We start from the raw sequence: 23,326 nt of genomic DNA, 5'->3' as shown, positions 1-23,326 counted from the left end.
TGGCGGCCCGGTGCCTGCTAGCCTTCCTGCCGGTTTTGGCGCTAAAGCAGGCGCAATGAACATGACCCCTCGCAAAGACGCGCTGCGCGACCAGCGTGCCAAGATGCTGGCGGCGGCGCCCGACTGGCGCGCCTCCGACGCCCGCGTCAACCCGCGCGTCGCGATCGGCTCGATCGTCGCGATGTGGCTGATCTATTTCCTGATCACCACCGGGCTCGGCCTGCTCACCGGCGTATCCGAACAATGGTCGTCGGCCGGCCGCCGCGGCATTGTCGTCGTCGCGGGCATCCTGTGTACCTTTGTGCTGTACCAGCTGCTTCAGCGCGCCCAGCCGCAAAGTTTCGGCGCCCGCCTTGCGGCCGCCCTCGGCGCGGCGGTGCCGCTCGTCATCGTCTATGCGTCGGTCAATTTGCTGGTTTTTTATTATTGGTTCCCGGTATCCGAAGCCGCCAGGATCATCGAAGAAATGCAGGCGAAATATCCGGGCGCCTGGGAAACGGTGCTGATCCTCGATAGCTCGATCCGCTGGTATTTCTTTTTTGCGGTGTGGGCGGCGCTCTATGTCGCGTTCGGCTATGCCAATGAAATGCGCGCGGTCGAACGGCGCGCCAATCACTTCCGGCTCGAGGCCAAAAATGCCCAGCTGCGGGCGCTGCATTACCAGGTCAATCCGCACTTCCTGTTCAACACCCTCAATTCGCTGTCGACCCTGGTCCTCAAAGGATCGAAAAGCGAGGCCGAGACGATGATCATGAATCTGTCGTCCTTCCTGCGATCGAGCCTGGCGGTCGATCCCGAACAGCTGGTCAGCCTTGAAGAAGAAATCGCGCTGCAACGCTTGTATCTCGATATCGAACAGACACGCTTTCCCGACCGGCTGCAGGTCGAGGTGACGATGCCCGACGAGCTGAAAAATGCCTGTGTCCCGGTGCTGATCCTGCAACCGATCATCGAAAATGCGATCAAATATGGCGTCGCGCCGACCAAGGGCAAAATCGCCATCCGCCTGCACGCCAGCGCCGAATATGGCCTGTTGGTGCTGCGGATCGACAATGACATCGACGCGAAGGCGCCGGCGCCGCCTTCGGGGACCGGCCTTGGCCTCGGCAATGTTCGCGAGCGGCTGCTGACCCGTTACGGCCCAACCGCCGGGTGCGAATGGGGACCGTCGGACGATGGCGGGTTCGTCGTATCGTTGTGGCTGCCGCTGTCACGAGAGGCCTGCCCATGATCCAGACGCTGCGCACCCTGATCGTCGACGACGAACCGCTGGCGATCGAGCGTCTGCAAATCCTGACCGGACAACAGGATGGGGTGTCGCTGGTCGGCACCGCCAGCGACGGCGCCTCGGCGCTCCGCATGGTCGATGCGCTCGCTCCCGACCTGGTGCTCTGCGACATTGCGATGCCCGATCTCAACGGGCTGGAGGTTGCCGCCGCGATCGACCGGCTCGACAATCCCCCCGCGGTGATCTTTGTCACCGCGTTCGACCAATATGCGGTCGCCGCCTTCGACGTCGCGGCGGTCGATTATCTGCTCAAACCGGTATCACCCGATCGCCTCGCCCGCGCGCTCGCGCGGGTTCGCGAGTGGCGTGCGACCGAACGCGCGCCAAGTCAGAAAAGCAAATGGATCAACGAATTCTGGGTCCAGAACCGCGGCGAAATGCTGCGTATCGACGCCGGCCAGGTCGACCTGATCGAGGCCGAGCGCGATTATATGCGCCTCCATCTCGGCGCGCGTAGCTGGCTGATCCACCAGACGATCAAATCATTGGAAGCGCGAATGAACCCCGATCAGTTCATGCGCATTCACCGCTCGAAAATGGTCCGCCGCGACGGCATCGTCGGGCTGAAACATCATGGCGACGGCGCCTGGAGCGTCGACCTCGGCGAAGGCGGCGTCCACCGCATCGGCCGCACCTATCTGCACGACGTCAAGGCGATCATGCACGCCTGAACGGCAAAAGGCGGCCATGCCACCGGGGGTGCACGGCCGCCTTCCTCTTTTGCTCGCCGTTGCCGCGCCGTCAGGGCGCGGAAACAAAGATCGTCTGGCTGCGATCGGCCAGCCGGGTGCCGCTGCCATTCAGCAGGCTCGCCAGCTTGACGTCGGCATCGGCCATTGTGGCGGCCTCACAAGTCTCGGCGATCGCGCGCTCCTGCAGGCTGGGCCGATACTGCGGGCGGCTGTTGCACACCGTCCGCACCGCCGATTTGACGCGCGCATTGAGCCGCTCGCGGCCTTCGACACTGGCCAGATTCAGGTCGTTGTAGCGCACGACAACGGTCCGTCGTTCGCCAAAGTCATCCTCGGCCGCGGCCGGAACGCTCAGGCCGACACACGCCACCGGCGCGCTCAGCAGGATCAGGGAAAGTTTCGCCATGGGGGAGTCCTCTCTTCAAGGGATGCGGGATACCGGATCGCGGACCGGGGAGACCGTCGGTCCGATATCCCGCAAAGGGGTGATACCCCCTAGACGTCATCAAAATCGCGTTTGGATCGATCGGCGCAAACGGCCGCTCGATTGACGGACGAAAGCCGTTCACCGATCGACGAACGGACGACCGATGGGAAATTTCATGGCGTCCGGCTTGCATCCGACATCCCGACATGACCAAATCCGGCAATGATGCGGAAATTATCTTTCACCGCGAGTCGATCGCGCGGCAACCGGCGAGGCGGCAACCGGTTTGCCCGCTGGTCGGTCGTCGCGCTGGCCGGTACGGTTGGCGGCATCATCCTGGGCAATATTGCCGTCGGCCCCCTTGCTGACCAGCGCGCCGCCGCGACCGCGTCTTTTTCAGGCCTCAGCGCCAATCCCGACGCACAAAACGCGCAGGGCAAAAGCGCCACACCCTGCCTCGATTGCCCCGACAGCTATGGCGTTGGCGCCAGACTGCGCGCCGATCGCGACCAGCGGATGAGCGATGAATTTCGCGAACTGGGGGCGGTGGATGTCGATCCGCCGCTGCCGGTGGACCCCATCGACGACCATCGATACGGCGGCCGTTTTCCGGACCCCGAACCGCACGAGCAGGGCGCCGCGCCGTCCGTAGATCCGATTACCGCAGCACCGCCGACCAATGATGGGATGCCAGCGGACGCAATCCCGTCCCCGCCCGCGGAATAAGGATCGTTCAGCATAAGGATCGTTCAGCGCGGCGGCGTCGCCGGCTTGGCGCAGCGCGTCGTATCGCCGACCTTGCAAGCCGCGACATCGGCCTCCCACTTCATCCGCTCTTCGGCCGACATCGCGGCCACGCGCGCTTTTTCGGCTTCATAAACCGCGGTTTCTTCGGCAAACTCGCTCTGGTCATGCGCAACCTGCTGCGCCGCGGCCGACACTTCCTGCTGATAGGTCACGGTTTCCGCCTTCGCCCGCGATGCCTGCTCGGCGTTCAGCCGCGCCGTGTTGGACCGTTCCTCAGCCGTCGTGCCGTCTGGCAGCTTCTTCGCGGCAGCCGTTGCGGGCGTTGCGGCCGGTGACGCCTCGGTCGGCGCCTGAAAGGCCGCAGCCTGGCCAGCGCCCATCAGCGCCAGCGCGGCGGTGGCGGCCCAAATTATCCTGGTCATCGAAGCTCTCCTGCAATCCAATTCTCTGCCGCTCCAACGCTTGGCCCGATGGGGCGTTCCCGACATCGAATTGACCTTGCCGCGGGCAAGCGCCATGTTGCCGCCTCACCCTGTCCGATCGGCCCACCATTTGCCAGCATCGTCGAAGCATCCGCTCAATCGTCCGGTATTTTTCACCCCGCTCGCGATCCTGCTCGCCGCGGTGATCCTCAGCCTGTGGCAGGGTGCCGCGGTCCTCGCCGCCGAAACCGCGATCAACGACTGGATCCTGCGCTATTTCTCGCCGCTGTTCGCCTGGGCCGGACTCGCCTTTCTGGCGCTGCTCGCGGGCATTGCGCTCTCGCCCCTGGGCGGGCGGATCATCGGCGGGCCGCTGGCGAAGCCGATCTTGAGCCGCTGGCGCTGGTTCGCGGTCACGCTCTGCACCACCATCGCGACCGGCATCCTGTTCTGGGGCGCTGCCGAGCCGCTGTTTCACCTCAACGATCCGCCCGCGATGCTCGGCTTGCAACCGGGCAGCGATGCCGCCGCGACCTTTGCGATGTCGACGATGTTCCTGCATTGGACGCTGACCCCCTACGCGATCTACACCGTCGCCGGGCTCGCCTTCGCGCTCGTCTATTACAACCGCCGCGAACCGTTCAGCCTGTCGTCGCTGTTCGTCCCGTTGCTCGGTCGGCGCGCGCATGGGCCGGTCGGCACCGGCGTCGATATCATCTGCCTCTACGCGCTCGTCGCCGGCATGGCGGCGTCGATGGGCGCGGGCATCTTGGCGCTGGCGGGCGGGATCGAGGGGATTGGCGGCTTTGCGGGCGGCACCGCGCTGCGCTGGGCGATCGCCGCGGCGATCGTCGGCAGCTTTCTCATTTCCGCAGCGACCGGCCTGCAAAAGGGGATCGCCGGGCTGTCGGTGCTGAACACCTGGATTTTCTTTGCAATTATTGCCTTTGTGCTGATTGCCGGACCGACCGCCGAGATGCTGGGGCTTTCGCTGCGCGGCGGTGCCGATTATTTTCAAACCTTCATCCCCCGCAACCTGGGCCTCGACGTCGATACCGACTGGCACCGGCAATGGACGATCTTCAACTGGGCCAACTGGTTCGCCTGGGCGCCGGTGACGGCGTTGTTTCTCGGCCGTCTCGCCGTCGGCTACAGCGTCCGCGCCTTCATCCTTTACAATCTGATCCTGCCGTCGCTGTTCGGCGCGGTGTGGATGACCGCAATCGCGGGGGCGACAATCGCGCTCGACCAGCAAAGCGGCGCCAGCCTTTATGCGATCCTGACCGCGCAAGGCCCCGATCCGGTGCTGTTTCGCCTGTTCAGCGCGCTGGGCGGCGGCCCCGGCGTCGCGGCGGTCGTCCTGTTCGCGATTTTCCTCTCTTACGTCGCGGGCGCCGACGCCAATGTTTCGGCAATGAGCGCGCTGTCGACACGCGGCATCACCCCCGATGCCCCCGAAGCTCCGTTCGGGGTGCAGGCGGTGTGGGGCATCACCGTCGGGCTGGTCGCGCTGGTGCTGGTCGCGGGCGGCGGCATCGACGGCATCCGCATGATGTCGGTATTGGGCGGCTTTCCCGCGCTGTTCGTGATCATCGGCGCGGCGCTGTCGCTGACCGTGACGGCAGCACGGGGACGGCACGAAGCCGCCCCCGCCCAATCCTGAGAAAGCGGCATCAGGACTTACCAGATTTTGGTGCGCTCCTCGGGCTTCAGATAATATTTCGCCCCGGCCTGAATACCGAAGGCCTTATACCATGCGTCCACGTTGCGCACCGGCCCGATGATCCGCCAGCGCGCCGGGCTGTGCGGATCGCTCGCGACCTGCTGCTTGACCGCGTCGTCGCGCGCCTTGTCGCGCCACGCCTGCGCAAAGGCGAGGAAAAAGCGCTGGTCGCCGGTCAGACCTTCGATCACCGGCGCTTCCTTGCCGCCGAGCGAACGGTGGTAGGCGTCGTAGGCAACCTCCAGCCCGGCCAGATCGGCGATATTTTCGCCCATCGTCAGATCGGGGTTGATGAACGCGCCCGGCGCCGCCTCATAGGTCGCATATTGCGCGCCGAACGCCTTAGCCGCGGCGTCAAACTTTGCGGCATCCTCGGCGGTCCACCAATCGCGCACCGCGCCGTCCGCGTCGATCTTGCGCCCCTGATCGTCAAAGCCGTGGATGATCTCATGGCCGATGACGGCACCGATCGCGCCATAGTTGACCGCATCGTCAACGCTCTCGCTGAAATAGGGCGCCTGCAAGATGCCCGCCGGGAACACGATCTTGTTTTCCAGCCCGCCGTTATAGGCGTTCACTTCCTGCGGGTTCATCGCCCATTTCTTGCGATCGACCGGCTGGTTCAGATCGCCCAGCGCATAGGCATATTCGAACGCGGAGCTGCGCTTCACATTGCCGTAAAGGTCGGCCGGATCGATCCGGAGCGCCGCATAGTCGCGCCATTTGTCGGGATAGCCGACCATGACGTCCATCTTTGCGAGCTTTGCCAGCGCCGCGTCCTTGGTCGCCGGCGCCATCCAGCTGTTCGCACGAATACGATCGCCCATCGCCAGCTTCAGATTGGTGACCAGCACTTCCATCTTCGCCTTGGCGCTCGCCGGGAAATATTGCGCCGAATAGGTTTCACCGACCAGTTCGCCCAGGCTGCCGTCGACCAGCGTCAGCCCGCGCTTCCACCGCGGCCGCAGTTCGGACACGCCGCTCAGCGCCTTTGAATATTCGAACCGGCTGTCGACGAAGGGCTTGGACAAATAAGGCGCGGCATTGTCGGCGACGTGGAACTGCTGCCACAGCTTGATCGTGTCGAGCGGCGTTTTGGCATAAAGCGCCGCGATGTCGCGCACCGCGGTCTTTTCGTTGACGATGATGCGTTTCTGCGGCCCGATCCCGGCGCCCGCGAACCATGCCGCCCAGTCGAGCCCGGGCGCATAGGCGGCCAGCTCGTCCGACGACATCGGGTTGTTGATCTTGCCGATGTCGCGGCGGTCGGCGATCGCCCAGCTGACTTTTGCAATCTCGATCTCGAACGCCAGCACCGCATCGGCTGCCTTTTCTGGATCGGCCTGCCCCGCCATCGTCATCGTCCGCGCGATATAGGCGCGGTACGCATCGCGCTGCGGCTTGAAGCTGTCGGTCAGATAATAGTCGCGTTCGGGCAGGCCAAGTCCGGCCTGTCCCAGCCACAGCACATTGACCGTGGGGTCGGCGGTGTCGGCATAGGGCCCGCCGCTGACGATCGTCGCGCCGAACGTCCCCTGCGTGCCGCCCATGAACCGCGCCATTTCGGCCTTGTCCCTGATCGCCGCGACGGCGGCGATGTCGGCGAACAGCGGCTTGGCACCGAGCGCCTCGACCCGTGCTTCGTCCATGAAACTTTGATACAGCCCGCCGACCTGGCTCGTCGCCGGCGCCCCCGCGACGACCGCACGCAGTTGCCGCTGGGTCAGGTTGTACACGTCGTAACCGACCCCCGCCGACGCCTGGTCCGAAGGAATTTCGGTGCGCGCGAACCAGCCGCCATTGGCATATTTGTCGAAATCGTCGCCAGGCTTGACCCCCGGATCGCGCGCCCCCAGATCGACACCCCAGGTCCCGAAGGTCAGTGCTTTCAGCGATTCAGCGTCGCCCGCCGCTTCCTCGGCACCGGCTGCATGCAGCGATGCGGCCGCGGGTGCATCCTTCGCCAGCGCCGGTGTCGCGGCCAATGCGATAGCGATCGCAAGGCTCGCGGCCCCGCCCAGATATTTCATCATTCCCCAGTCTCCCTATGTCCCCGCGTCGCCCGAAACCGGACAACGGCCATAGTGCGACTGTCCGCCCGCGCTGCCAAAGGGTCAAGCGAGGGGGATGACGCTGGTCGAAGACATTGGGAAGTTGGTGGAAAGTCGGCACGCTACGGCGCTCAAGGCAGTGCGATGCGCTCGGCGATCAGATTTTGACAGACGTCGCAAAATTCGTCCCAGGTTTGGTTCATCCGGCAGCGCAGCATCGGGCGATACAGGCCGTGCGGTGTATATCGCGCGCCCTCGAACGCCGCGACGGTATCGGGATCCTGCGCGAGCGCAGGAATCTGACGCCAGTCGGCGTGGTGCGCCGCGGGGACGTTGACCGGCCATTTCACGTCAGCCAGCGCGCCGGTTCGCGACACATTGCCTTCCAAGGCAATCGCCGGGTCGAGTGGATCGAAGTCGGCGTCGGGATAGGCATGGCTATATTCATCGCCCAGCCCCAGGCCATGGCCAAGTTCGTGCAGGCACATCTGCCACCATTGTTCGCCGCGGCGCGACTTGATCGACGACCAGGAGGGGTAATAATAGTCGTGCCCCTGCCACCGCACGACCGAACCCCCGGCTCCGCCCCCGATCCGGCTGTCGATCAGGACGACCGCGCGCGACGAAGCCGAAGCCAAAGGCCGCAGCAATTCTTCCGCACACGCCCGGTCGCCCATGAACAGCCGTGCGTCATGGTGGGCATCGACACCCTGGACCGGATCGCGCGTTTCGAAATGGCCGTCCGCATCGAACGCGGGTGCAAAATGCCATGCGAGCGCCAGGCCATCGCGGACGCCTTGGCGGTTGAACGGTCGCGCTGCCATGATCGCGCCCCAGAATTCGTCAACCCGCCCCAGAAACCGGTCTCTATCCGAGAACCGTTCCGCCACGACATGCAGGATGAAGCGCGGCGCCGCGGCGCCCATGCGATCCGTCTCATAGCCCGCCAGCGCCGCATAACCGGCTGGCGGCGGTGGTCGCATCTCCTTTTTCGCCAGAAACTCGCCGGCGAAGAACAGGCGCGCCGCGACCGCACCTGCTGGCGGGGCATCGGCCATGCGCAAAGGCTGCGGCAAGGCGGTGGCGGTCATCGAACCGGGAAGCCCCGGATGCTCGACCGCGACCACCGGCGGTACCGGCACGGAGTATCGCGATCCGATCGCTTCGTCATTGTCGTCGAGCCATTCGATCGTCAGCGGCGATGAGGCTTCGGCCCAAGACGCGCCCCGATCACGCTCGCGCTGTTCGCGCAAACGAAGCTCGCTCCACAGCCCCGCATGAAACAGATCGAGGTCGCCCATGGGTTCACCCTTTCATTTCGGATTGCCGCTATCGCACGCGGTGGCGGCTTAACCGACCGGCACCATCGTCGCCTGCGGCAGGTTGCCCGATTCGCCCCGAACCCCTGCGGGCTGACCGCCCTGCCCCTGCTGGCCTTGCTGACCCTGCTGGCCTTGCTGCCCCTGGCCGTTGCCGCCGTCGCGCTTGTCCTGAACCTTTTGGTTGAGCGTCTCGGTCTTGTCGGCGACCGATTTCGCGACCAGCTGACGCATGCCCGTAAAGGAACAAATGCCGGCATAGGATTCGATCACCGACCGGGCCCCGGCATAGGTGGCGGGAAAGGCTTTTCCGTCGGTCGCGAAGACGGTCTGTTTGAACAGCGTCTGTTCGGCTTTCACCAGCCGTTCGACCTCCGGCATGTCGGGCCCCACCATATAGGCGGCGTCAAAGCCCTCCAACGTCCCGTTGATCAGGCCGAACGAGCCGTTGGCGATGCCGATCGCAGTATCGCCCGCGCTCGCCAGCGTCAGGATCGAGCCGACCAGCGTATCGACCCCATTGGTCAGATTCCGCCCGAAAATGCGATTCTGCTGGGACTCGCTCGCGATCGTGAAGAAGCGTTTGCAATAAAGGTCGGTCAGCCCGAAACCCGCGGTCAGATAGTTGGTCAACGCGGTCTTTCCGGAGCTGTTCGTGCCATCGACCGTCTTGAAGTTGACGCAGGGATCGTCCTTCATGAAGTTTTCGGGATCGTCGGTTTCACGATAACCCTGTGCCAGTTTCGCCTTGAACGCCCGCAAATCCGCGCCGGTAAAACAATGCGTGGCGGTGGAAATTTCGTAAGCGCCGCGCAGTGCGTTGATATAAGCGATCTCGTCCAGACGGCTGGGCAAGGGCTTGGCCGCGATGTCGGGGCGCAATCCTTCTACGCTGGTACAGCCCGGCAGCAACGACGCCACCGCGCAGGCGGCGACAAGCGAACGTAAAGACGCAATTTTCATGACAATTCTCCCCCCAGAACGGTGGGAGTGAATAAGCGCACGCGATAATTGTATTGGACCGAAACGCCAAATTTGTTCCATTGTGGCAGCATTTCCGCGTCACTATGTTGCGGCCACCGCGCCCCTTGCGCATCAAGAACAAATCTGGAACATACCCCTCCCATGAGTCTCACCCACATTTCCGTGCGCGGTGCGCGCGAACACAATCTTAAGGGCGTCAACGTCGATCTGCCGCGCGACGCGCTGGTCGTCATCACCGGTCTGTCGGGTTCGGGCAAATCGAGCCTCGCGTTCGATACCATCTATGCCGAAGGGCAGCGGCGCTATGTGGAGTCGCTCTCCGCCTACGCGCGCCAGTTCCTCGAAATGATGCAAAAGCCCGACGTCGAGCATATCGACGGACTGTCGCCGGCGATCAGCATCGAGCAGAAGACGACGTCGCGTAATCCGCGCTCGACCGTCGCGACGGTCACCGAAATCTACGACTATATGCGCCTGCTGTGGGCGCGCGTCGGCGTGCCCTATTCGCCGACCACCGGCGAGCCGATTTCGGCGCAGACGGTCAGCCAGATGGTCGACCGTGTGATGCAATTGCCCGAAGGCACCCGCGCTTACCTGCTCGCCCCCGTCGTGCGCGGGCGCAAGGGTGAGTATAAGAAGGAGTTGGCGCAGTGGCAGAAGGACGGCTTTACGCGCGTCCGCATTAACGGCGCGTTTTACGAGATTGGCGAGGCGCCGACGCTCGACAAGAAGTACAAGCATGACATCGAGGTGGTTGTCGACCGCATCGCGGTGCGCGAGGGGCTGGGGACGCGGCTCGCCGACAGTTTCGAGACCGCGCTGAAGCTCGCCGACGGGCTCGCCTACGTCGATCTTGCCGACGGCCCGGTGCCAGGGCGCGAAGAGGAAGACACCGGCGGCGCGATGAAGGGCGCGGGCATCCCCGCGAACCGGCTGATCTTCAGTGAGAAATTTTCCTGCCCGGTCAGCGGTTTCACGATCGCCGAGATCGAACCGCGATTGTTCAGCTTCAACGCGCCGCAAGGCGCCTGCCCCGCGTGCGACGGGCTGGGTGAGCGGCAGGAGTTCGACCCCGATCTGGTCGTGCCCAACCATGCGCTGAGCCTGAAAAAAGGCGCCGTGGTGCCGTGGGCGAAATCGAACCCGCCCTCGCCTTATTATATGCAGGTGCTGGAAAGCCTGGGCAAAGCCTATGGCTTCGAGCTGACCACGCCGTGGCAGGATCTGCCCGGTGAGGTGCAGCTGATCATCCTCTATGGCAGCGGCGGCAAGCCGGTCGAGCTGACCTTCAAGGACGGGCGCCGCAGCTATACGACGCACAAGGCGTTCGAGGGCGTCATCGGCAACCTCAATCGCCGCCTGCTGCAAACCGAGAGCGCGTGGATGCGCGAGGAGTTGAGCAAATATCAGACGCCGCAGCCGTGCGAGACCTGCCATGGCGCGCGACTGCGCCCCGAACCGCTGGCGGTCAAGATCGCCGGTGAGGACATCAGCCTGTCGGCGCAGCGGTCAGTGGCCGACGCCCTCCACTGGTTCTCCACCCTCGAGGAAAAGCTGAACGACACCCAGCGCCAGATCGCCAAGGCGATCCTCAAGGAAATCAACGAACGGCTCGGTTTCCTCAACAATGTCGGGCTCGATTATCTCAACCTCAACCGCACCAGCGGGACGCTGAGCGGCGGCGAGAGCCAGCGCATCCGCCTTGCCTCGCAAATCGGCAGCGGGCTGTCGGGGGTGCTCTACGTCCTCGACGAACCCAGCATCGGGCTCCACCAGCGCGACAACGACCGGCTGCTCGCGACGCTCAAGCGCCTCCGCGACCTCGGCAACACCGTCATCGTCGTCGAGCATGACGAGGATGCGATCCGCCACGCCGATTATGTCGTCGACATGGGCCCCGGCGCGGGGCTGCACGGCGGCGAGATCGTCGCCGAGGGAACGCTGGAAGAGGTGCTGAAAAGCGACAAGAGCCTGACCGCGGCGTATCTCAACGGCACCAAGCGCATCGAGATTCCGAAGCACCGCCGCAAGGGCAATGGCTTCGACCTGGTGCTGAAGGGCGCGCGTGCCAACAACCTGAACAATGTGACCGCGAAAATTCCGCTCGGCACCTTCACCTGCGTCACCGGCCTGTCGGGCAGCGGCAAGTCGAGCCTGATCATCGACACCCTCTATGCCAGCGCGGCGCGGGTGCTCAACGGGGCGCGGATGATCGCGGGGCCGCACGACAGCCTGAAAGGGCTGGAGCATTGCGACAAGGTGATCGACATCGACCAGTCGCCAATCGGCCGCACCCCGCGCAGCAATCCCGCGACTTATACGGGCGCCTTCACGATCATCCGCGACTGGTTCGCCGGGCTGCCCGAAAGCCAGGCGCGCGGGTATAAACCGGGGCGCTTCAGCTTCAACGTCAAGGGCGGGCGGTGCGAAACCTGCACCGGCGACGGCCTGATCAAGATCGAGATGCACTTCCTGCCCGACGTCTATGTGACGTGCGAGACGTGCCACGGCAAACGCTACAACCGCGAAACGCTGGAGGTAAAGTTCAAGGGCCACAGCATCGCCGACGTGCTCGACATGACGGTCGAGGATGCCGCCGAATTCTTCAAGGCGGTGCCGTCGATCCGCGAGAAGATGGCGATGCTGGTCCGCGTCGGCCTCGGCTATATCCATGTCGGGCAACAGGCGACGACGCTGTCGGGCGGCGAGGCGCAGCGGGTCAAGCTGGCCAAGGAATTGTCGCGGCGCTCGACCGGGCAGACGCTGTACATCCTCGACGAGCCGACGACCGGGCTGCATTTCGAGGATGTGAGGAAGCTGCTCGAAGTGCTCCAGCAACTGGTCGAACAGGGCAACAGCGTGATCGTGATCGAGCATAATCTGGATGTCATCAAGACCGCCGATTATATCCTCGACCTCGGCCCCGAAGGCGGGGTCAAGGGCGGCGACATCGTCGCCAGCGGCACGCCCGAACAGGTCGCGAAAAACCCGCGGAGCTTTACGGGGCAGTATCTGGCGCCGATGCTGACGGCGGGGTAAGAGGTCGGCACACCGCGCAACGGGAGTTTGCCGCATGCCCCTTGGTCCCAGACAGCTCGCCCTTCGCTTCGCCCTTCCCTGCGCGCTGCTCGTCCCCCTCCCCGCGGAAGCGACGACCGGCGCGGCTACCCCCGAAGCGGCACTCGAAGCCTATGTCGGGGGTTTGCAGGCGGGGCGCGTCGACTTGCTCGAGACGCTGTTCCTGCCCGACGGCCAATTCTGCAGGCTCCCGCAGGACACCGCGGCGCCGATCGATTGCCAGCGCTTCGCCGAGGTGCTGGGCAGCTGGGCCGCGCATCCCGACCCCCAGGCGCGCGGGCGCGTGCTCGACCGGCGCGACGCCACGCCGGCGATGAGTGCGGTTACCTATGAGCTGCATTTCGGCGACGATACCTATGTCGACCAGCTGCTGCTGTATCGCACCGCGGCCGGGTGGCGCGTCGTCGCGAAGACCACGGCGGTTCGCTGAACGCGCGCCGCGGCGCGCCCTGACGGTCCAAAGTTCAGCAAAGTTCAGCCTTGTGCGCTGATTTGCCGCCGCCGCATCCCGGAGGCGGGATGATCGGTCGCCAAGGTTGCGCGCGCTGGGCGACGACCGCTTTTGTCCATGATTTGAAAGAGCCGGGATAAAGGCTGGCACAGCGAAATAATGTAGGAAAGCGGTATTTGCTTCCTCGTCTTCCTCAGCCGAGGCACGTGACTCGGCCGCGGGTGACGAAGATATCCAATCCCGTTCGCATCGAGCGAAGTCGAGATGCCCCTCGGCCGGGCGCATGATAGATGGGTGTCTCGACTTCGCTCGACACGAACGGATAGCGAGGTTGCCCTACCCCATCACCTTCGCGCTGATGTCGCTGGCCTCGAAAATCCGCATCACCGGCGGCTGCGGCGAGAGGGCGCGCACGTCATCCCGGACTTGATCCGGGATCGGCGACGAAGGCGCCCGACGCGGGGACCGCGATCCCGGATCGGGGTCCGGGATGACCTGGGCGCGCACCACGGCCATATCCGCCCCGTCACCCCGGACCTGATCCGGGGTCGACAAAGACGAGGCGACTTTAGTCCGACTGTCCCGAGCGAAGTCGAGGGATATGGCAGTTGTTCGCCAGACACCCCGCCTCGCCGCGCGACCGCGCGCCGTCACCCCGGACTTGATCCGGGGGCGGCGCCGAGCGCGATCATGCGCTCGCGATGCTCGGGGGTCAGGATTACGTGGCCGGTGATAAGGATCACACCTAAAAAAAACGCTTCAGAATCGGGTCGCTCGAAAGCTTAATCTTTATGCCATTCAGGAATTGCTCTTTAGCTACATTCTCAACCAAAAGGTTATCGGCAATTACCGTTGCGATCCGTTCCAAAGCTAAGTCCATGTGTGCGGGCATGTTCGAGGCGATGTCGTTTACAACTTCATCTGTGACTTCCAACCCGCCATTTGCAGATTTCCATGCTCCAACCTCTTGTTTTAAACGTCGAATCTGTTCTTTTGTAAGCCAGTACGAGCCAGGGCGATCCAAAACTTTGGCGACATAATCATCTATGACCTGTTTGTGATCCACGTCTGCCTGCTCTTCGATCGCGGCCGTGGCGACACCGCCATACAAATTAGACGTAAGGTCGCCAACTCGCGCCGCGAAAATATCATCCAACTGGAGATATTTTGCACTCGCGCATACCTCGTAGTGCGAACTTCTCAGGGCTATGGATAACAGAAGAAAAGCACATCTATCGATGTTGTCAAAAAACAACTCTCCGGGCAGAAAGAGATATCCCTCTTCAGTGTTATGAATTATCCTACTTACAAAACGCTCAGCATCAATGCGCTTTGCACGATCGAGGCATGTTCCTGGAAATGAAGTGCTCTGCTTGTATTTTTTTAGCTGCCGGTCCACCAAGACCTCAAGCGGGCGCACAGCCGCCAATGTAATGTATCGAGCATTACATTTCCCACTTCGCATAACAAGATCGCATGTCGGTGTAAGCACCAGAAAAAAGTCGTAACAATCGGCATCGGCATAATAAGCATGGGCTTGACGAATAGCGTCTGCTAGCGCCTCATTTCGTTCAATAATGTCTCCCTGACGCAACTCGGTACCAGCGAACTGGCCATCGCGACACAGCATGAACGAAAAATTCTTCGACATTTTGGCGACGCGTTAACCGGTTTTCGTCTCAGCTTTTACCGACTTATGACCTTGAGACGACATGACACGGAAGCGACCATTCGATGAGAGCTTCACGCTAACGCTTTCATTGCGAGTGCTTGAAGCACCTCCCCGTGTGGCACCGGACTGTACATTACGCTCCGTTACTTCAACCATCGGCCTGCCCCTTCGCGTTTCGATTTAATGCATTCTGAAAATCAACTTCATCCAACTCGGGATAAAAGCCTTCCTTCAAAATCCTAACTGCATCAGCAAATTTTGCCTCGACACGACCATCAATTAGCGCGCCGACGGATTGAAGATTGACGGTGTCGGCATGAAAATTAAACCCTGCAACAAAGTTGTTCTGGTCATCAAATCCGCGCGTAAAATTCAATTTGGATTTATCGTCCGTTATGATGGTTGCCACCGACATCGCACGTTCAATCTTTCCATACTTTTCCGGTTCATCTCTCTGAGCCAGTAAATCAGCTACCTTCTCGTCAAAATCAGCCGATAAGAATCGGAAATTGACGCCAAACCCGCCAACCGGGGTGTGAGGGAGCGCGTCGCAAAGATTTGATGCAACCATCGAAGCCAAACTGATCGTTGGAGCCTCCCACCGGTCTATGAAAATCGACAGTCGATGTGGTTCGGCAACCACTGCGATATCTCTCATATAAGGTCGGCTTTGCTGCGTTTCGGTATCGAGCAGCATTACGCCGTCGATATCTTCGCCTTCTGGAATCTTATACAGAACAGCCGCGATCCACTCCGGCGTAAAGATAGCTGGATTGAACGCACCAGCAATCACCATCGTCGGGTGTCGAAGATCAAGAATCACAAATTGGCCACCTCTCAGCCCGAACCGATAATCTGCGCGGAGGGTAAGCGCAAACGATTCGAGTTTTTCCGTTCCTATTAAATGTTGAAATGTTTCCACGACCGCTGCTCACTCCATGACACTTCCATGACACTCCCTGTCACAAACACGTCACACAAAACCCCCAAATGGCGCTCAGCGAGTCGCCGCGGGGGTGGTGGCTTGGTTCGGTAACGACCCCCATCAACAGGATTTTCCATGGCTCAGAAATTCGCGCCCCGCACTTTTGGCGTCGTTGGCGCCGCCGTGTGCGCGCTGGCGCTTTCCGCCTGTCAGGATCAGGCTTCGTCGGGTGGCGGCGCGCGCGATTATATCAGCGCGGTCGGATCGTCGACGGTCTATCCCTTTGCCACCGCGGTCGGTGAAAAATTCGCCGAAGCGACGGGCAACAAGACGCCAAAGATCGACAGCACCGGCACCGGTGGCGGGTTCGAGCGTTTCTGTTCGGGCGTCGGCGGTGAAACCCCCGACATCGCCAACGCATCGCGCCGGATCAAGAAGAAGGAATATGACAGCTGCGTCGCCAATGGCGTCAAGGACATCGTCGAAGTCCAGATCGGCATCGACGGCATCGCGCTGGGCGAAGCGACGCGCGGCCCCGGCTTCAAGCTGACCGAAGAAGATGTGTACAAGGCGCTGGCCGCGACCCCCTATGGCAAGCCCAACACCGCCAAGACGTGGGCCGACGTCAACCCGGCGCTGCCCGCGGTGGCGATTTCGGTGTTCGGCCCGCCGTCGACCAGCGGCACCTATGATGCGTTCAAGGAGCTGATCCTGGGCCGCGGTTGCGACGCGAACCCCGAGATGAAGGCGCTGAAGGACAGCGACAAGGACAAGCATGAGGCGGTGTGCACCGCGCTGCGCGGTGCGCCCTTCTATGTCGAGCAGGGCGAGAATGATAATTTGATCATCTCGAAGCTCGACAAGAACCCGACCAGCCTGGGCATCTTTGGCTTTTCGTATCTTGACGCGAACAAGGACAAGATCAAGGCCGTCCCGGTGCAGGGCGTTGCGCCCAGCTATGCGGCGATCGCCGACGGCAGCTATCCGGGTTCGCGCCCGCTGTTCATCTATATCAAGAAGGCGCATGTCGGCGTCGTCCCCGGTCTCGCCGAATATGTCGCCGAGTTCCTGAAGGGCGCGGGCGAAGGCGGCTACCTCAACGCCAAGGGCCTGATCGTATCGCCCGCCGCGATCGCCGCGACGGCGACGGCGAACGGCACCGCCATGACGGCGCTGAACGGCGCCGATCTGAAGTAAGTTTCCCCCCGCTGGCGACCGGGGCGGGTTTCGGCCTGCGCCGGTCGCCGGTTTTTTCTCTGTCGTCATTGCGAGCGAAGCGAAGCAATCTCCAGCGAGGTCCCGCCCTTCCGATGGCTGGAGATTGCTTCGTCGCTTCGCTCCTCGCAATGACGGGTATGGTTGGATGAGGACCAAGTGACCTTCAACGCCGCCGCCCTGCTACTTCTGATCGCGGGCCTCGCGCTGATCGGCTGGATTGCCGGTCGGCAGCGGTCGAACCTGCTGGCGGGGCGCGCGGGGACCAAGCTCCATTCGCGGCCGCAATATCATGGCTGGTACGTCGCGCTGTGGCTGTTCGCCCCCGCGGCGCTGTTTCTGGCCGTCTGGTCGTCGGTGTCGCCGGGGCTGATCACCAACGAAGTTTTGACCGACGAGGCGGCGCAGTCACTGCCGTCGTTCGGGTTCGAGCGCGGCGCGATATTGTCCGACGCGCGCAGCGTGGCGCTGGACAAGCAGGACGCGGTGCGGCTGCCCGCCGCGGCGCCGCTGGTCCAGCCCTATGCCGATGCGGCGCATAAATATGCGTGGATCGGCATCGCGGCGATGCTGGCGCTGGCGCTGGCGGGCGGGCTGTACGCCTTCACCCGCATCAAGCCCGATTTCCGCGCCCGCACCCGGGTCGAACGCATCGTCATGGCGGTGCTGCTGCTCGCGTCGCTCGTCGCGATCCTGACGACGTTCGGCATCGTGCTGTCGCTGCTGTTCGAATCGATCCGCTTTTTCCAGCTGGTATCGCCGCTGGAGCTGTTGTTCGGGACCAATTGGGCGCCGCAGAGCGGCGCGCCGCAGCCCGATACCTTTGGCGGCATTCCCTTGTTCTGGGGCACGGTGCTGATCGGCGCGATCATCGCGATGATCGTCGCGATCCCGATCGGGATGATGACCGCGGTGTATCTGACCCAATATGCCGCGCCGGTGGTGCGCCGCTGGGTCAAGCCGATCCTGGAGATTTTGGCGGGGGTGCCGACCGTCGTCTACGGCTATTTCGCCGCGCTGACCGTCGCCCCGGCACTGCGCAATTTCGCGGTGCTGATCGGCGTCCCCAACGCCTCGACCGAAAGCGCACTGGCGGCGGGCATCGTGATGGGGGTGATGATCATCCCGTTCGTATCATCGATGGCCGACGACAGCATCAACGCGGTGCCGCAGGCGATGCGCGATGGATCGCTGGCGCTGGGCGCGACCCCGAACGAGACGATCCGCCAGGTGCTGATCCCCGCCGCCTTGCCCGGCGTGATGGGCGGCATATTGCTCGCGGTCAGCCGCGCGATCGGCGAGACGATGATCGTGGTGATGGCGGCCGGCCTGTCGGCGAACCTGACCGCCAACCCCTTTGCCAGCGTCACCACGGTGACCGCGCAGATCGTCAAGCTGCTCACCGGCGACCAGGAATTCGACAGCGCCAAGACGCTCGCCGCCTTTGCGCTGGGTCTCGTGCTGTTCGTCGTCACCCTGCTGCTCAACATCGCCGCGCTGCGGATCGTCAAAAAGTATCGCGAAGCATATGAATAGAGCAACCGCCCCCACCGACTGGAAAGGCGCCGCGATGCAGAAGCGCATCGCGGGCCGCTACGCCGCCGAACGCCGCTTCCGGCTGATCGGGCTGGGCGCGGTGCTGCTGTCGGGCGCGTTTCTGGCGTTCCTGCTGTTCGTGATGGTCGGCAACGGCGCGCGCGGCTTTACCTATACCCATGTCGCGGTGCCGATCGATTTCCAGTCGACCCCGCTGGCGATCGACACCACGCGGCTGGGCGATGCCGACGCCGATCAGGTGATCGCGAACGCGGGCCTCGCCGACATCGTCGCCTTTGCCGCCGACGAGGCGCTGGGCGATGGCGGGTCCGAGCTGATTTCCGAAAATGCGTGGAAAGAGGTCCGGTCGCAGATCAAGGACGACCCCGAATTGCTCGAGGGCAAGACGGTGTTTGAACTGCCCGCCGACAGCGCGGTCGACATCATGGCCAAGGAGGGCAGCCGCGGCGCGCTGGGCGCGCGGGTCGATGCGCTGGAGAAGGACGGCAAGCTGTCGACCGGCATCCACTGGCCGTTCTTCAAGAACGCCGATGCGACCGACCCGGCGGTGGCGGGGATCTGGGGGGCGCTGAAAGGGTCGGTGCTGACGATCTTCATCGCTTTCATCATCGCCTTTCCGACCGGGGTGCTCGCGGCGCTGTATTTGGAGGAATATGCGGCGAAGAACCGCTGGACCGACCTGATCGAAGTGTCGATCAACAATCTGGCCGCGGTGCCGTCGATCATCTTTGGCCTGCTCGCGCTGGCGGTGTTCATCAACTGGTTCGGCATCTGCCAGGCGAGCCCGCTCGTCGGCGGACTGACGCTGGCGTTGATGACGATGCCGGTGATCGTCATCGCCAGCCGCAACGCGATCAAATCGGTGCCGCCGTCGATCCGCGACGCCGCGCTGGGGGTCGGAGCCAGTCCGGTGCAGGTCGTGTTCCACCATGTCCTGCCGCTCGCCCTGCCCGGCATCCTGACCGGCACGATCATCGGCATGGCGCGCGCGCTGGGCGAGACCGCGCCGCTGCTGCTGATCGGCATGCGCGCCTTTATCGGCGACGTGCCCGGCGGCATCTGTTCGCCGTCGACCGTGCTGCCGATGCAGATCTTCCTCTGGTCGGACGAAGTCGACCGGGGCTTTGTCGAGAAAACCTCCGCCGCGATCATCGTGCTGCTAATCGTGCTGCTGTCGATGAACGCCTTTGCGATCTATCTTCGCAACAAATTCGAAAAACGCTGGTGAGCCCCATGACCCAAGACGATCTTACCATCGCCGATCCCAAGATGAAGGCGCAGGGCGTCGATGTCTTTTACGGCGACAAACAGGCGATCAACAATGTGTCGATCGACGTCGGCACCGACCTGGTCACCGCGTTCATCGGCCCGTCGGGCTGCGGCAAGTCGACCTTTCTGCGTTCGCTGAACCGGATGAACGACACCGTCGCCAGCGCCAAGGTGACGGGCCGCATTGAACTCGATGGCGAGGATATCTATGCGCCGTCGATGGACGTCGTCCAGCTGCGCGCCCGCGTCGGGATGGTGTTCCAGAAACCGAACCCCTTCCCCAAGTCGATCTATGACAATGTCGGCTATGGCCCCCGCATCCACGGGCTGGCGCCGACCAAGGCCGATCTGGATGTCATCGTCGAACGCGCGCTGGTTCGCGCCGGACTGTGGGACGAGGTCAAGGACCGGCTGCTCGAAAGCGGCACCGCGCTGTCGGGCGGGCAACAGCAAAGATTGTGCATCGCGCGGGCGATCGCGGTCGATCCCGAAGTCATTTTGATGGACGAGCCCTGTTCGGCGCTCGACCCGATCGCGACGGCAAAGATCGAGGAGCTGATCCACGAACTGCGCGGCAAATATGCGATCGTGATCGTCACGCATAACATGCAGCAGGCGGCCCGCGTGTCGCAGCGCACCGCCTTTTTCCACCTCGGGACGCTGGTCGAATATGGCAAGACCACCGACATCTTCACGAACCCGAAGCAGGAACGCACCAAGGATTATATCACCGGCCGCTACGGTTGATCCGTAGCCGCGAAAGGACAAGACGATGGCAGTAGTCAACGATCATACGGTCAAGGCTTTCGACGAGGACCTCAACCGCCTGCGCGGATTGATCAGTGAAATGGGCGGGCGCGCCGAACAGGCGCTGCTCCAGGCGATGACCGCGCTCCACAAGGGCGACCTCGACCTGGCGGCGCAGGTCGTGCGCGACGACAAGAAGATCGACGCGCTGGAGGCCGAAGTCGAACAGCTGGCGGTGCAGACGATTGCTCTCAGGGCTCCGATGGCCGACGATCTGCGCGAAATGATCGCGGCGCTGAAAATCGTCTCGGTCGTCGAGCGGATCGGCGATTATGCCAAGAATATTGCCAAGCGCGTGGCGCTGATGGATCAGACGCGGTCGATCGAGGCGATCCCGCTGCTGATGTCGATGTCGTCGATCGTCGCCGAACTGATCCACGATGCGCTCGACAGCTTTGCGGCGCGCGATGCCGAACTCGCGGTGCGGGTGACCGTCCGCGACAAGAATGTCGACGATTTCTACAACAGCATCTTTCGCACCCTCGTCACCTTCATGATGGAAAATCCGAAATATATTTCGGAAAGCGCGCATCTGCTGTTCGTCGCCAAGAACCTTGAGCGGATGGGCGACCATGCGACCAACATCGCCGAGATGGTCTATTATGTCGTGACCGGCGAACATATGGAGGAACGCGAGCGCGGCGAGCAGCCCGAAGATGGCGCCGCGGAGCAGGAGCAAGGCTGATGCCGCAGCCCGACCTGCTGCTGATCGAGGATGACGAGGCGATTGCCGAACTCATCGTCTGGCATTTCGCACGCGAGGGTTTTTCGGTCCGGCAAACGCCCGACGGCGAACAGGCGCTGGTGCTGGTCGAGGAGCGTGTCCCCGACATCGTCCTGCTCGACTGGATGATCGAAAGCCTGCCCGGTATCGAAGTGTGCCGCCGCCTGCGCCGCAACCCCAAATCGGCGAACGTCCCGATCATCATGCTGACCGCGCGCGGCGAGGAAGAAGACCGCATCCGCGGGCTGGAAACCGGCGCCGACGATTATGTCACCAAACCGTTCAGCCCGCGCGAACTGGTCGCGCGCGTGTCAGCGGTGCTCCGCCGCCTGCGCCCGGCGCTCGCCGGCGAGCTTTTGACCTATGCCGATATCGAGCTGGACTCGGTGGCGCACAAAGTCATCCGCAATGGCCAGACGGTGAACATGGGTCCGACCGAATTCCGCTTGCTGCGTCATTTCATGGAACATCCGGGGCGCGTCTTTTCGCGCGGCCAATTGCTCGACAGCGTGTGGGGTCAGGACAGCGACATCGAACTGCGCACCGTCGACGTGCACATCCGGCGGCTGCGCAAGGCGATCAATCTGCCGGGGACGACGGATATTATCCGCACCGTGCGGTCGGCGGGGTACGCGCTGGATTCGGGGAAGAGTGTCTGAGCCGATCAGGGGTCATTTTGCCGGAGCGGGAAGCAGATATTTCAAGCCGTGGGTGAAGCCGCGCGGTGCAACGGTGAAGTGATCTTCATCGTTCAGCACCTCCGCCTCGATGCGGAGTGAAGGATAGTTGCGCGACCGCAGCGCCTGATCCATGGCCCGGGTATCGGTGACCATATTGACGTCTTTGGCATAGCGCGGGTCGCCCGGCCGCATTTCTTCATATTCGCCGATGTACATATAGATGCGGGCCGGTAGATCCTTGTGCTTCGCCGCATAAGCCTTTTCCCGCTCCGCCATATGATGACGGTCGTACCAGAAGGACGGACTGCCGAGAATATAGCCGTCGAACAGACGGGGTTCGCTGAACAAGATTTCGCTGCCCAACAGCGCGCCATAGGAATGGCCCAGGAAAAGCCGCCGCCGTTCGTCGGTCCGGTAACGCCCGGCCACAAAGGGTAAGACCTGGTCGCGCACATAGGTGGCATAGGCTGCGGCCTTGCCGTGTTCGGCGTCGGCGGGCGCGGTGCTGGGTCCGTTCGGCGTCGGCGTATAATCGCGCCGCCGACTTTGCATCCCGCCCTCTCCTTTTGCGTAGGACAGGCCGACGAGGATGAACTCTTCGACGCTGGGCCGCTCGACGTTCAGCCGTCGGCCGATCTGCTTGATCAGCGGAAAGGCGTACTCGGCGTCGGTGACATACAGGACGGGGTAGCGGCGCTGGGGCTGCTCGCCATAGGAGGGCGGGAGGGCGACGAATATCTGATAGGTGCGACCCGAAACGGGATCGGCGACATCCCAGACTTGGGTGTCGGAGATTTCGTAGGGCAGCCCCTCACCGCGCTGCGCGGGCGCGGATGGTTTGGCGGAAGCCGCCGCCTGCCCGTTGGCGGTGTCGGAACAGCTGGCGAGAAGCAGGCTGGCCACCGCAGCGAACAAGAGGCTTTTGGTCAATTTGATGCTCCGTAGCGACGATCGGCCTGCAAACGATGCGACTGATGAGCCGTCAACGTGATTGTATGAGACGCTCATAAGCTAGCCGCCCGTCGGAGGAAGGCATTTTCTGTACCGGTTCGGCGCTTTACGAAGACGGTTGGCCGCATCAGACCCCGGGTAAGGCGGAGGCGAGAATAATGGGCGGCTTGCCAGTTGTGGTCATTATCCTCCCTGTGGCGCAGCCATGGGGAGGTGGCAGCGCGAAGCGCTGACGGAGGGGCTATGGCGATGCCGCCGCTGCCCCTCCACCCCCGCCTGCGGCGGCGGTCCCCCTCCCCATCGCAAGTCGATGGGGAGGATATGCAATGTCCACTTCCCACCCC

General features: G+C 63.0%; 21 protein-coding genes. 12 read left to right on the top strand and 9 right to left on the bottom strand.

The window, feature by feature from the left end; genetic code table 11:
- Positions 1-61 precede the first annotated feature (61 nt).
- Both FFS68_RS02800 and FFS68_RS02795 read left to right on the top strand, forming a co-directional pair.
- Positions 62-1,231 (top strand): histidine kinase, encoded by a 1,170-nt coding sequence (locus FFS68_RS02800; protein WP_249339992.1) that lies wholly within the window; start codon positions 62-64, stop codon positions 1,229-1,231.
- Positions 1,228-1,959, top strand: coding sequence for a response regulator transcription factor (locus FFS68_RS02795; RefSeq protein WP_137751795.1), 732 nt, complete (start codon positions 1,228-1,230; stop codon positions 1,957-1,959). The genes FFS68_RS02800 and FFS68_RS02795 overlap by 4 nt, the downstream gene beginning before the upstream one ends.
- Before the next feature lie 70 nt (positions 1,960-2,029).
- Here the strand turns inward: FFS68_RS02795 and FFS68_RS02790 are convergent, their stop codons facing one another.
- A complete protein-coding gene (locus tag FFS68_RS02790) occupies positions 2,030-2,386 on the bottom strand; it encodes a UrcA family protein (RefSeq protein WP_137751794.1) in 357 nt (118 codons plus the stop codon).
- 246 nt (positions 2,387-2,632) lie between these two features.
- On the opposite strand from FFS68_RS02790, the gene FFS68_RS02785 reads away from it, so the two are divergent.
- Positions 2,633-3,133, top strand: coding sequence for a hypothetical protein (locus tag FFS68_RS02785; protein WP_137751793.1), 501 nt, complete (start codon positions 2,633-2,635; stop codon positions 3,131-3,133).
- A gap of 23 nt (positions 3,134-3,156) precedes the next feature.
- Here the strand turns inward: FFS68_RS02785 and FFS68_RS02780 are convergent, their stop codons facing one another.
- The gene (locus FFS68_RS02780) at positions 3,157-3,576 is read right to left on the bottom strand and encodes a hypothetical protein (RefSeq protein ID WP_137751792.1); all 420 of its coding nucleotides are present in this window, start codon (positions 3,574-3,576) and stop codon (positions 3,157-3,159) included.
- A gap of 94 nt (positions 3,577-3,670) precedes the next feature.
- Here FFS68_RS02780 and FFS68_RS02775 point away from each other — a divergent pair, with 94 nt between their 5' ends.
- Positions 3,671-5,239 (top strand): BCCT family transporter, encoded by a 1,569-nt coding sequence (locus FFS68_RS02775; RefSeq protein ID WP_137751791.1) that lies wholly within the window; start codon positions 3,671-3,673, stop codon positions 5,237-5,239.
- A gap of 17 nt (positions 5,240-5,256) precedes the next feature.
- Here FFS68_RS02775 and FFS68_RS02770 read toward each other — a convergent pair whose 3' ends face one another.
- From FFS68_RS02770 to FFS68_RS17780, 3 genes are all read right to left on the bottom strand, one after another.
- The gene (locus FFS68_RS02770) at positions 5,257-7,332 is read right to left on the bottom strand and encodes a M13 family metallopeptidase (protein WP_137751790.1); all 2,076 of its coding nucleotides are present in this window, start codon (positions 7,330-7,332) and stop codon (positions 5,257-5,259) included.
- A 149-nt stretch (positions 7,333-7,481) separates the two neighbouring features.
- Positions 7,482-8,651, bottom strand: a complete 1,170-nt coding sequence (locus FFS68_RS02765) for a M64 family metallopeptidase (protein ID WP_137751789.1) — start codon at positions 8,649-8,651, stop codon at positions 7,482-7,484.
- A 48-nt stretch (positions 8,652-8,699) separates the two neighbouring features.
- Positions 8,700-9,632, bottom strand: a complete 933-nt coding sequence (locus tag FFS68_RS17780; RefSeq protein ID WP_171003721.1) for a hypothetical protein — start codon at positions 9,630-9,632, stop codon at positions 8,700-8,702.
- A gap of 162 nt (positions 9,633-9,794) precedes the next feature.
- Between FFS68_RS17780 and uvrA the strand changes: the two genes are divergently transcribed.
- Both uvrA and FFS68_RS02755 read left to right on the top strand, forming a co-directional pair.
- Positions 9,795-12,692 (top strand): excinuclease ABC subunit UvrA, encoded by a 2,898-nt coding sequence (uvrA, locus tag FFS68_RS02760; protein ID WP_137751788.1) that lies wholly within the window; start codon positions 9,795-9,797, stop codon positions 12,690-12,692.
- 34 nt (positions 12,693-12,726) lie between these two features.
- Positions 12,727-13,161, top strand: coding sequence for a nuclear transport factor 2 family protein (locus FFS68_RS02755; protein WP_137751787.1), 435 nt, complete (start codon positions 12,727-12,729; stop codon positions 13,159-13,161).
- 357 nt (positions 13,162-13,518) lie between these two features.
- Here the strand turns inward: FFS68_RS02755 and FFS68_RS02750 are convergent, their stop codons facing one another.
- The 3 genes from FFS68_RS02750 to FFS68_RS02740 all read right to left on the bottom strand — a co-directional run bounded on the left by FFS68_RS02750 (position 13,519) and on the right by FFS68_RS02740 (position 15,776).
- Positions 13,519-13,698, bottom strand: coding sequence for a hypothetical protein (locus tag FFS68_RS02750; protein ID WP_137751786.1), 180 nt, complete (start codon positions 13,696-13,698; stop codon positions 13,519-13,521).
- A gap of 229 nt (positions 13,699-13,927) precedes the next feature.
- Positions 13,928-14,833 carry a hypothetical protein gene (locus FFS68_RS02745; protein ID WP_137751785.1) on the bottom strand — a complete coding sequence of 302 codons (906 nt, stop codon included), beginning with the start codon at positions 14,831-14,833 and terminating at the stop codon, positions 13,928-13,930.
- A gap of 169 nt (positions 14,834-15,002) precedes the next feature.
- Complete coding sequence (locus FFS68_RS02740; protein WP_137751784.1) at positions 15,003-15,776, bottom strand: hypothetical protein; 774 nt, start codon at positions 15,774-15,776, stop codon at positions 15,003-15,005.
- Positions 15,777-15,914: 138 nt separating this feature from the next.
- On the opposite strand from FFS68_RS02740, the gene FFS68_RS02735 reads away from it, so the two are divergent.
- From FFS68_RS02735 to phoB, 6 genes are all read left to right on the top strand, one after another.
- Positions 15,915-16,976: a substrate-binding domain-containing protein gene (locus FFS68_RS02735; protein ID WP_137751783.1), complete on the top strand. Its 1,062-nt coding sequence runs from the start codon at positions 15,915-15,917 to the stop codon at positions 16,974-16,976.
- 177 nt (positions 16,977-17,153) lie between these two features.
- Positions 17,154-18,530 carry a phosphate ABC transporter permease subunit PstC gene (gene pstC, locus FFS68_RS02730; protein WP_137751782.1) on the top strand — a complete coding sequence of 459 codons (1,377 nt, stop codon included), beginning with the start codon at positions 17,154-17,156 and terminating at the stop codon, positions 18,528-18,530.
- On the top strand, positions 18,523-19,779 hold the full coding sequence (gene pstA / locus FFS68_RS02725) for a phosphate ABC transporter permease PstA (protein ID WP_137751781.1): 1,257 nt from the start codon (positions 18,523-18,525) through the stop codon (positions 19,777-19,779). Before pstC ends, pstA begins: the two co-directional genes overlap by 8 nt.
- 5 nt (positions 19,780-19,784) lie before the next feature.
- Positions 19,785-20,567, top strand: a complete 783-nt coding sequence (gene pstB, locus FFS68_RS02720; protein ID WP_137751780.1) for a phosphate ABC transporter ATP-binding protein PstB — start codon at positions 19,785-19,787, stop codon at positions 20,565-20,567.
- Between the two features lie 25 nt (positions 20,568-20,592).
- A complete protein-coding gene (gene phoU / locus FFS68_RS02715; RefSeq protein ID WP_137751779.1) occupies positions 20,593-21,312 on the top strand; it encodes a phosphate signaling complex protein PhoU in 720 nt (239 codons plus the stop codon).
- Positions 21,312-22,010, top strand: a complete 699-nt coding sequence (phoB, locus tag FFS68_RS02710) for a phosphate regulon transcriptional regulator PhoB (protein WP_137751778.1) — start codon at positions 21,312-21,314, stop codon at positions 22,008-22,010. Before phoU ends, phoB begins: the two co-directional genes overlap by 1 nt.
- 12 nt (positions 22,011-22,022) lie before the next feature.
- Here phoB and FFS68_RS02705 read toward each other — a convergent pair whose 3' ends face one another.
- Positions 22,023-22,961, bottom strand: coding sequence for an alpha/beta hydrolase-fold protein (locus FFS68_RS02705; RefSeq protein ID WP_212742311.1), 939 nt, complete (start codon positions 22,959-22,961; stop codon positions 22,023-22,025).
- Between the last annotated feature and the right edge of the window lie 365 nt (positions 22,962-23,326).

Source organism: Sphingopyxis sp. L1A2A, assembly GCF_005502465.1.
In the GTDB taxonomy this organism is placed as follows: domain Bacteria; phylum Pseudomonadota; class Alphaproteobacteria; order Sphingomonadales; family Sphingomonadaceae; genus Sphingopyxis.
The sequence above is the reverse complement of the archived record's forward strand: the minus strand, read 5'-3'. Positions and strand labels throughout refer to the sequence as shown.

What these genes read in the sequence shown, in the direction of transcription:
- pstB (WP_137751780.1), top strand. Translation starts at nt 19,785, where the DNA reads ATGACCCAAGACGATCTTACCATCGCCGATCCCAAGATGAAGGCGCAG.
- FFS68_RS02780 (WP_137751792.1), bottom strand. Translation starts at nt 3,576, where the DNA reads ATGACCAGGATAATTTGGGCCGCCACCGCCGCGCTGGCGCTGATGGGC.
- FFS68_RS02765 (WP_137751789.1), bottom strand. Translation starts at nt 8,651, where the DNA reads ATGGGCGACCTCGATCTGTTTCATGCGGGGCTGTGGAGCGAGCTTCGT.
- FFS68_RS02775 (WP_137751791.1), top strand. Translation starts at nt 3,671, where the DNA reads ATGTTGCCGCCTCACCCTGTCCGATCGGCCCACCATTTGCCAGCATCG.
- pstA (WP_137751781.1), top strand. Translation starts at nt 18,523, where the DNA reads ATGAATAGAGCAACCGCCCCCACCGACTGGAAAGGCGCCGCGATGCAG.
- phoB (WP_137751778.1), top strand. Translation starts at nt 21,312, where the DNA reads ATGCCGCAGCCCGACCTGCTGCTGATCGAGGATGACGAGGCGATTGCC.
- FFS68_RS02745 (WP_137751785.1), bottom strand. Translation starts at nt 14,833, where the DNA reads ATGTCGAAGAATTTTTCGTTCATGCTGTGTCGCGATGGCCAGTTCGCT.
- FFS68_RS02800 (WP_249339992.1), top strand. Translation starts at nt 62, where the DNA reads ATGACCCCTCGCAAAGACGCGCTGCGCGACCAGCGTGCCAAGATGCTG.
- FFS68_RS02785 (WP_137751793.1), top strand. Translation starts at nt 2,633, where the DNA reads ATGCGGAAATTATCTTTCACCGCGAGTCGATCGCGCGGCAACCGGCGA.
- FFS68_RS02790 (WP_137751794.1), bottom strand. Translation starts at nt 2,386, where the DNA reads ATGGCGAAACTTTCCCTGATCCTGCTGAGCGCGCCGGTGGCGTGTGTC.
- FFS68_RS02735 (WP_137751783.1), top strand. Translation starts at nt 15,915, where the DNA reads ATGGCTCAGAAATTCGCGCCCCGCACTTTTGGCGTCGTTGGCGCCGCC.
- uvrA (WP_137751788.1), top strand. Translation starts at nt 9,795, where the DNA reads ATGAGTCTCACCCACATTTCCGTGCGCGGTGCGCGCGAACACAATCTT.
- FFS68_RS02770 (WP_137751790.1), bottom strand. Translation starts at nt 7,332, where the DNA reads ATGATGAAATATCTGGGCGGGGCCGCGAGCCTTGCGATCGCTATCGCA.
- FFS68_RS17780 (WP_171003721.1), bottom strand. Translation starts at nt 9,632, where the DNA reads ATGAAAATTGCGTCTTTACGTTCGCTTGTCGCCGCCTGCGCGGTGGCG.
- FFS68_RS02750 (WP_137751786.1), bottom strand. Translation starts at nt 13,698, where the DNA reads ATGGCCGTGGTGCGCGCCCAGGTCATCCCGGACCCCGATCCGGGATCG.
- FFS68_RS02755 (WP_137751787.1), top strand. Translation starts at nt 12,727, where the DNA reads ATGCCCCTTGGTCCCAGACAGCTCGCCCTTCGCTTCGCCCTTCCCTGC.
- FFS68_RS02795 (WP_137751795.1), top strand. Translation starts at nt 1,228, where the DNA reads ATGATCCAGACGCTGCGCACCCTGATCGTCGACGACGAACCGCTGGCG.
- phoU (WP_137751779.1), top strand. Translation starts at nt 20,593, where the DNA reads ATGGCAGTAGTCAACGATCATACGGTCAAGGCTTTCGACGAGGACCTC.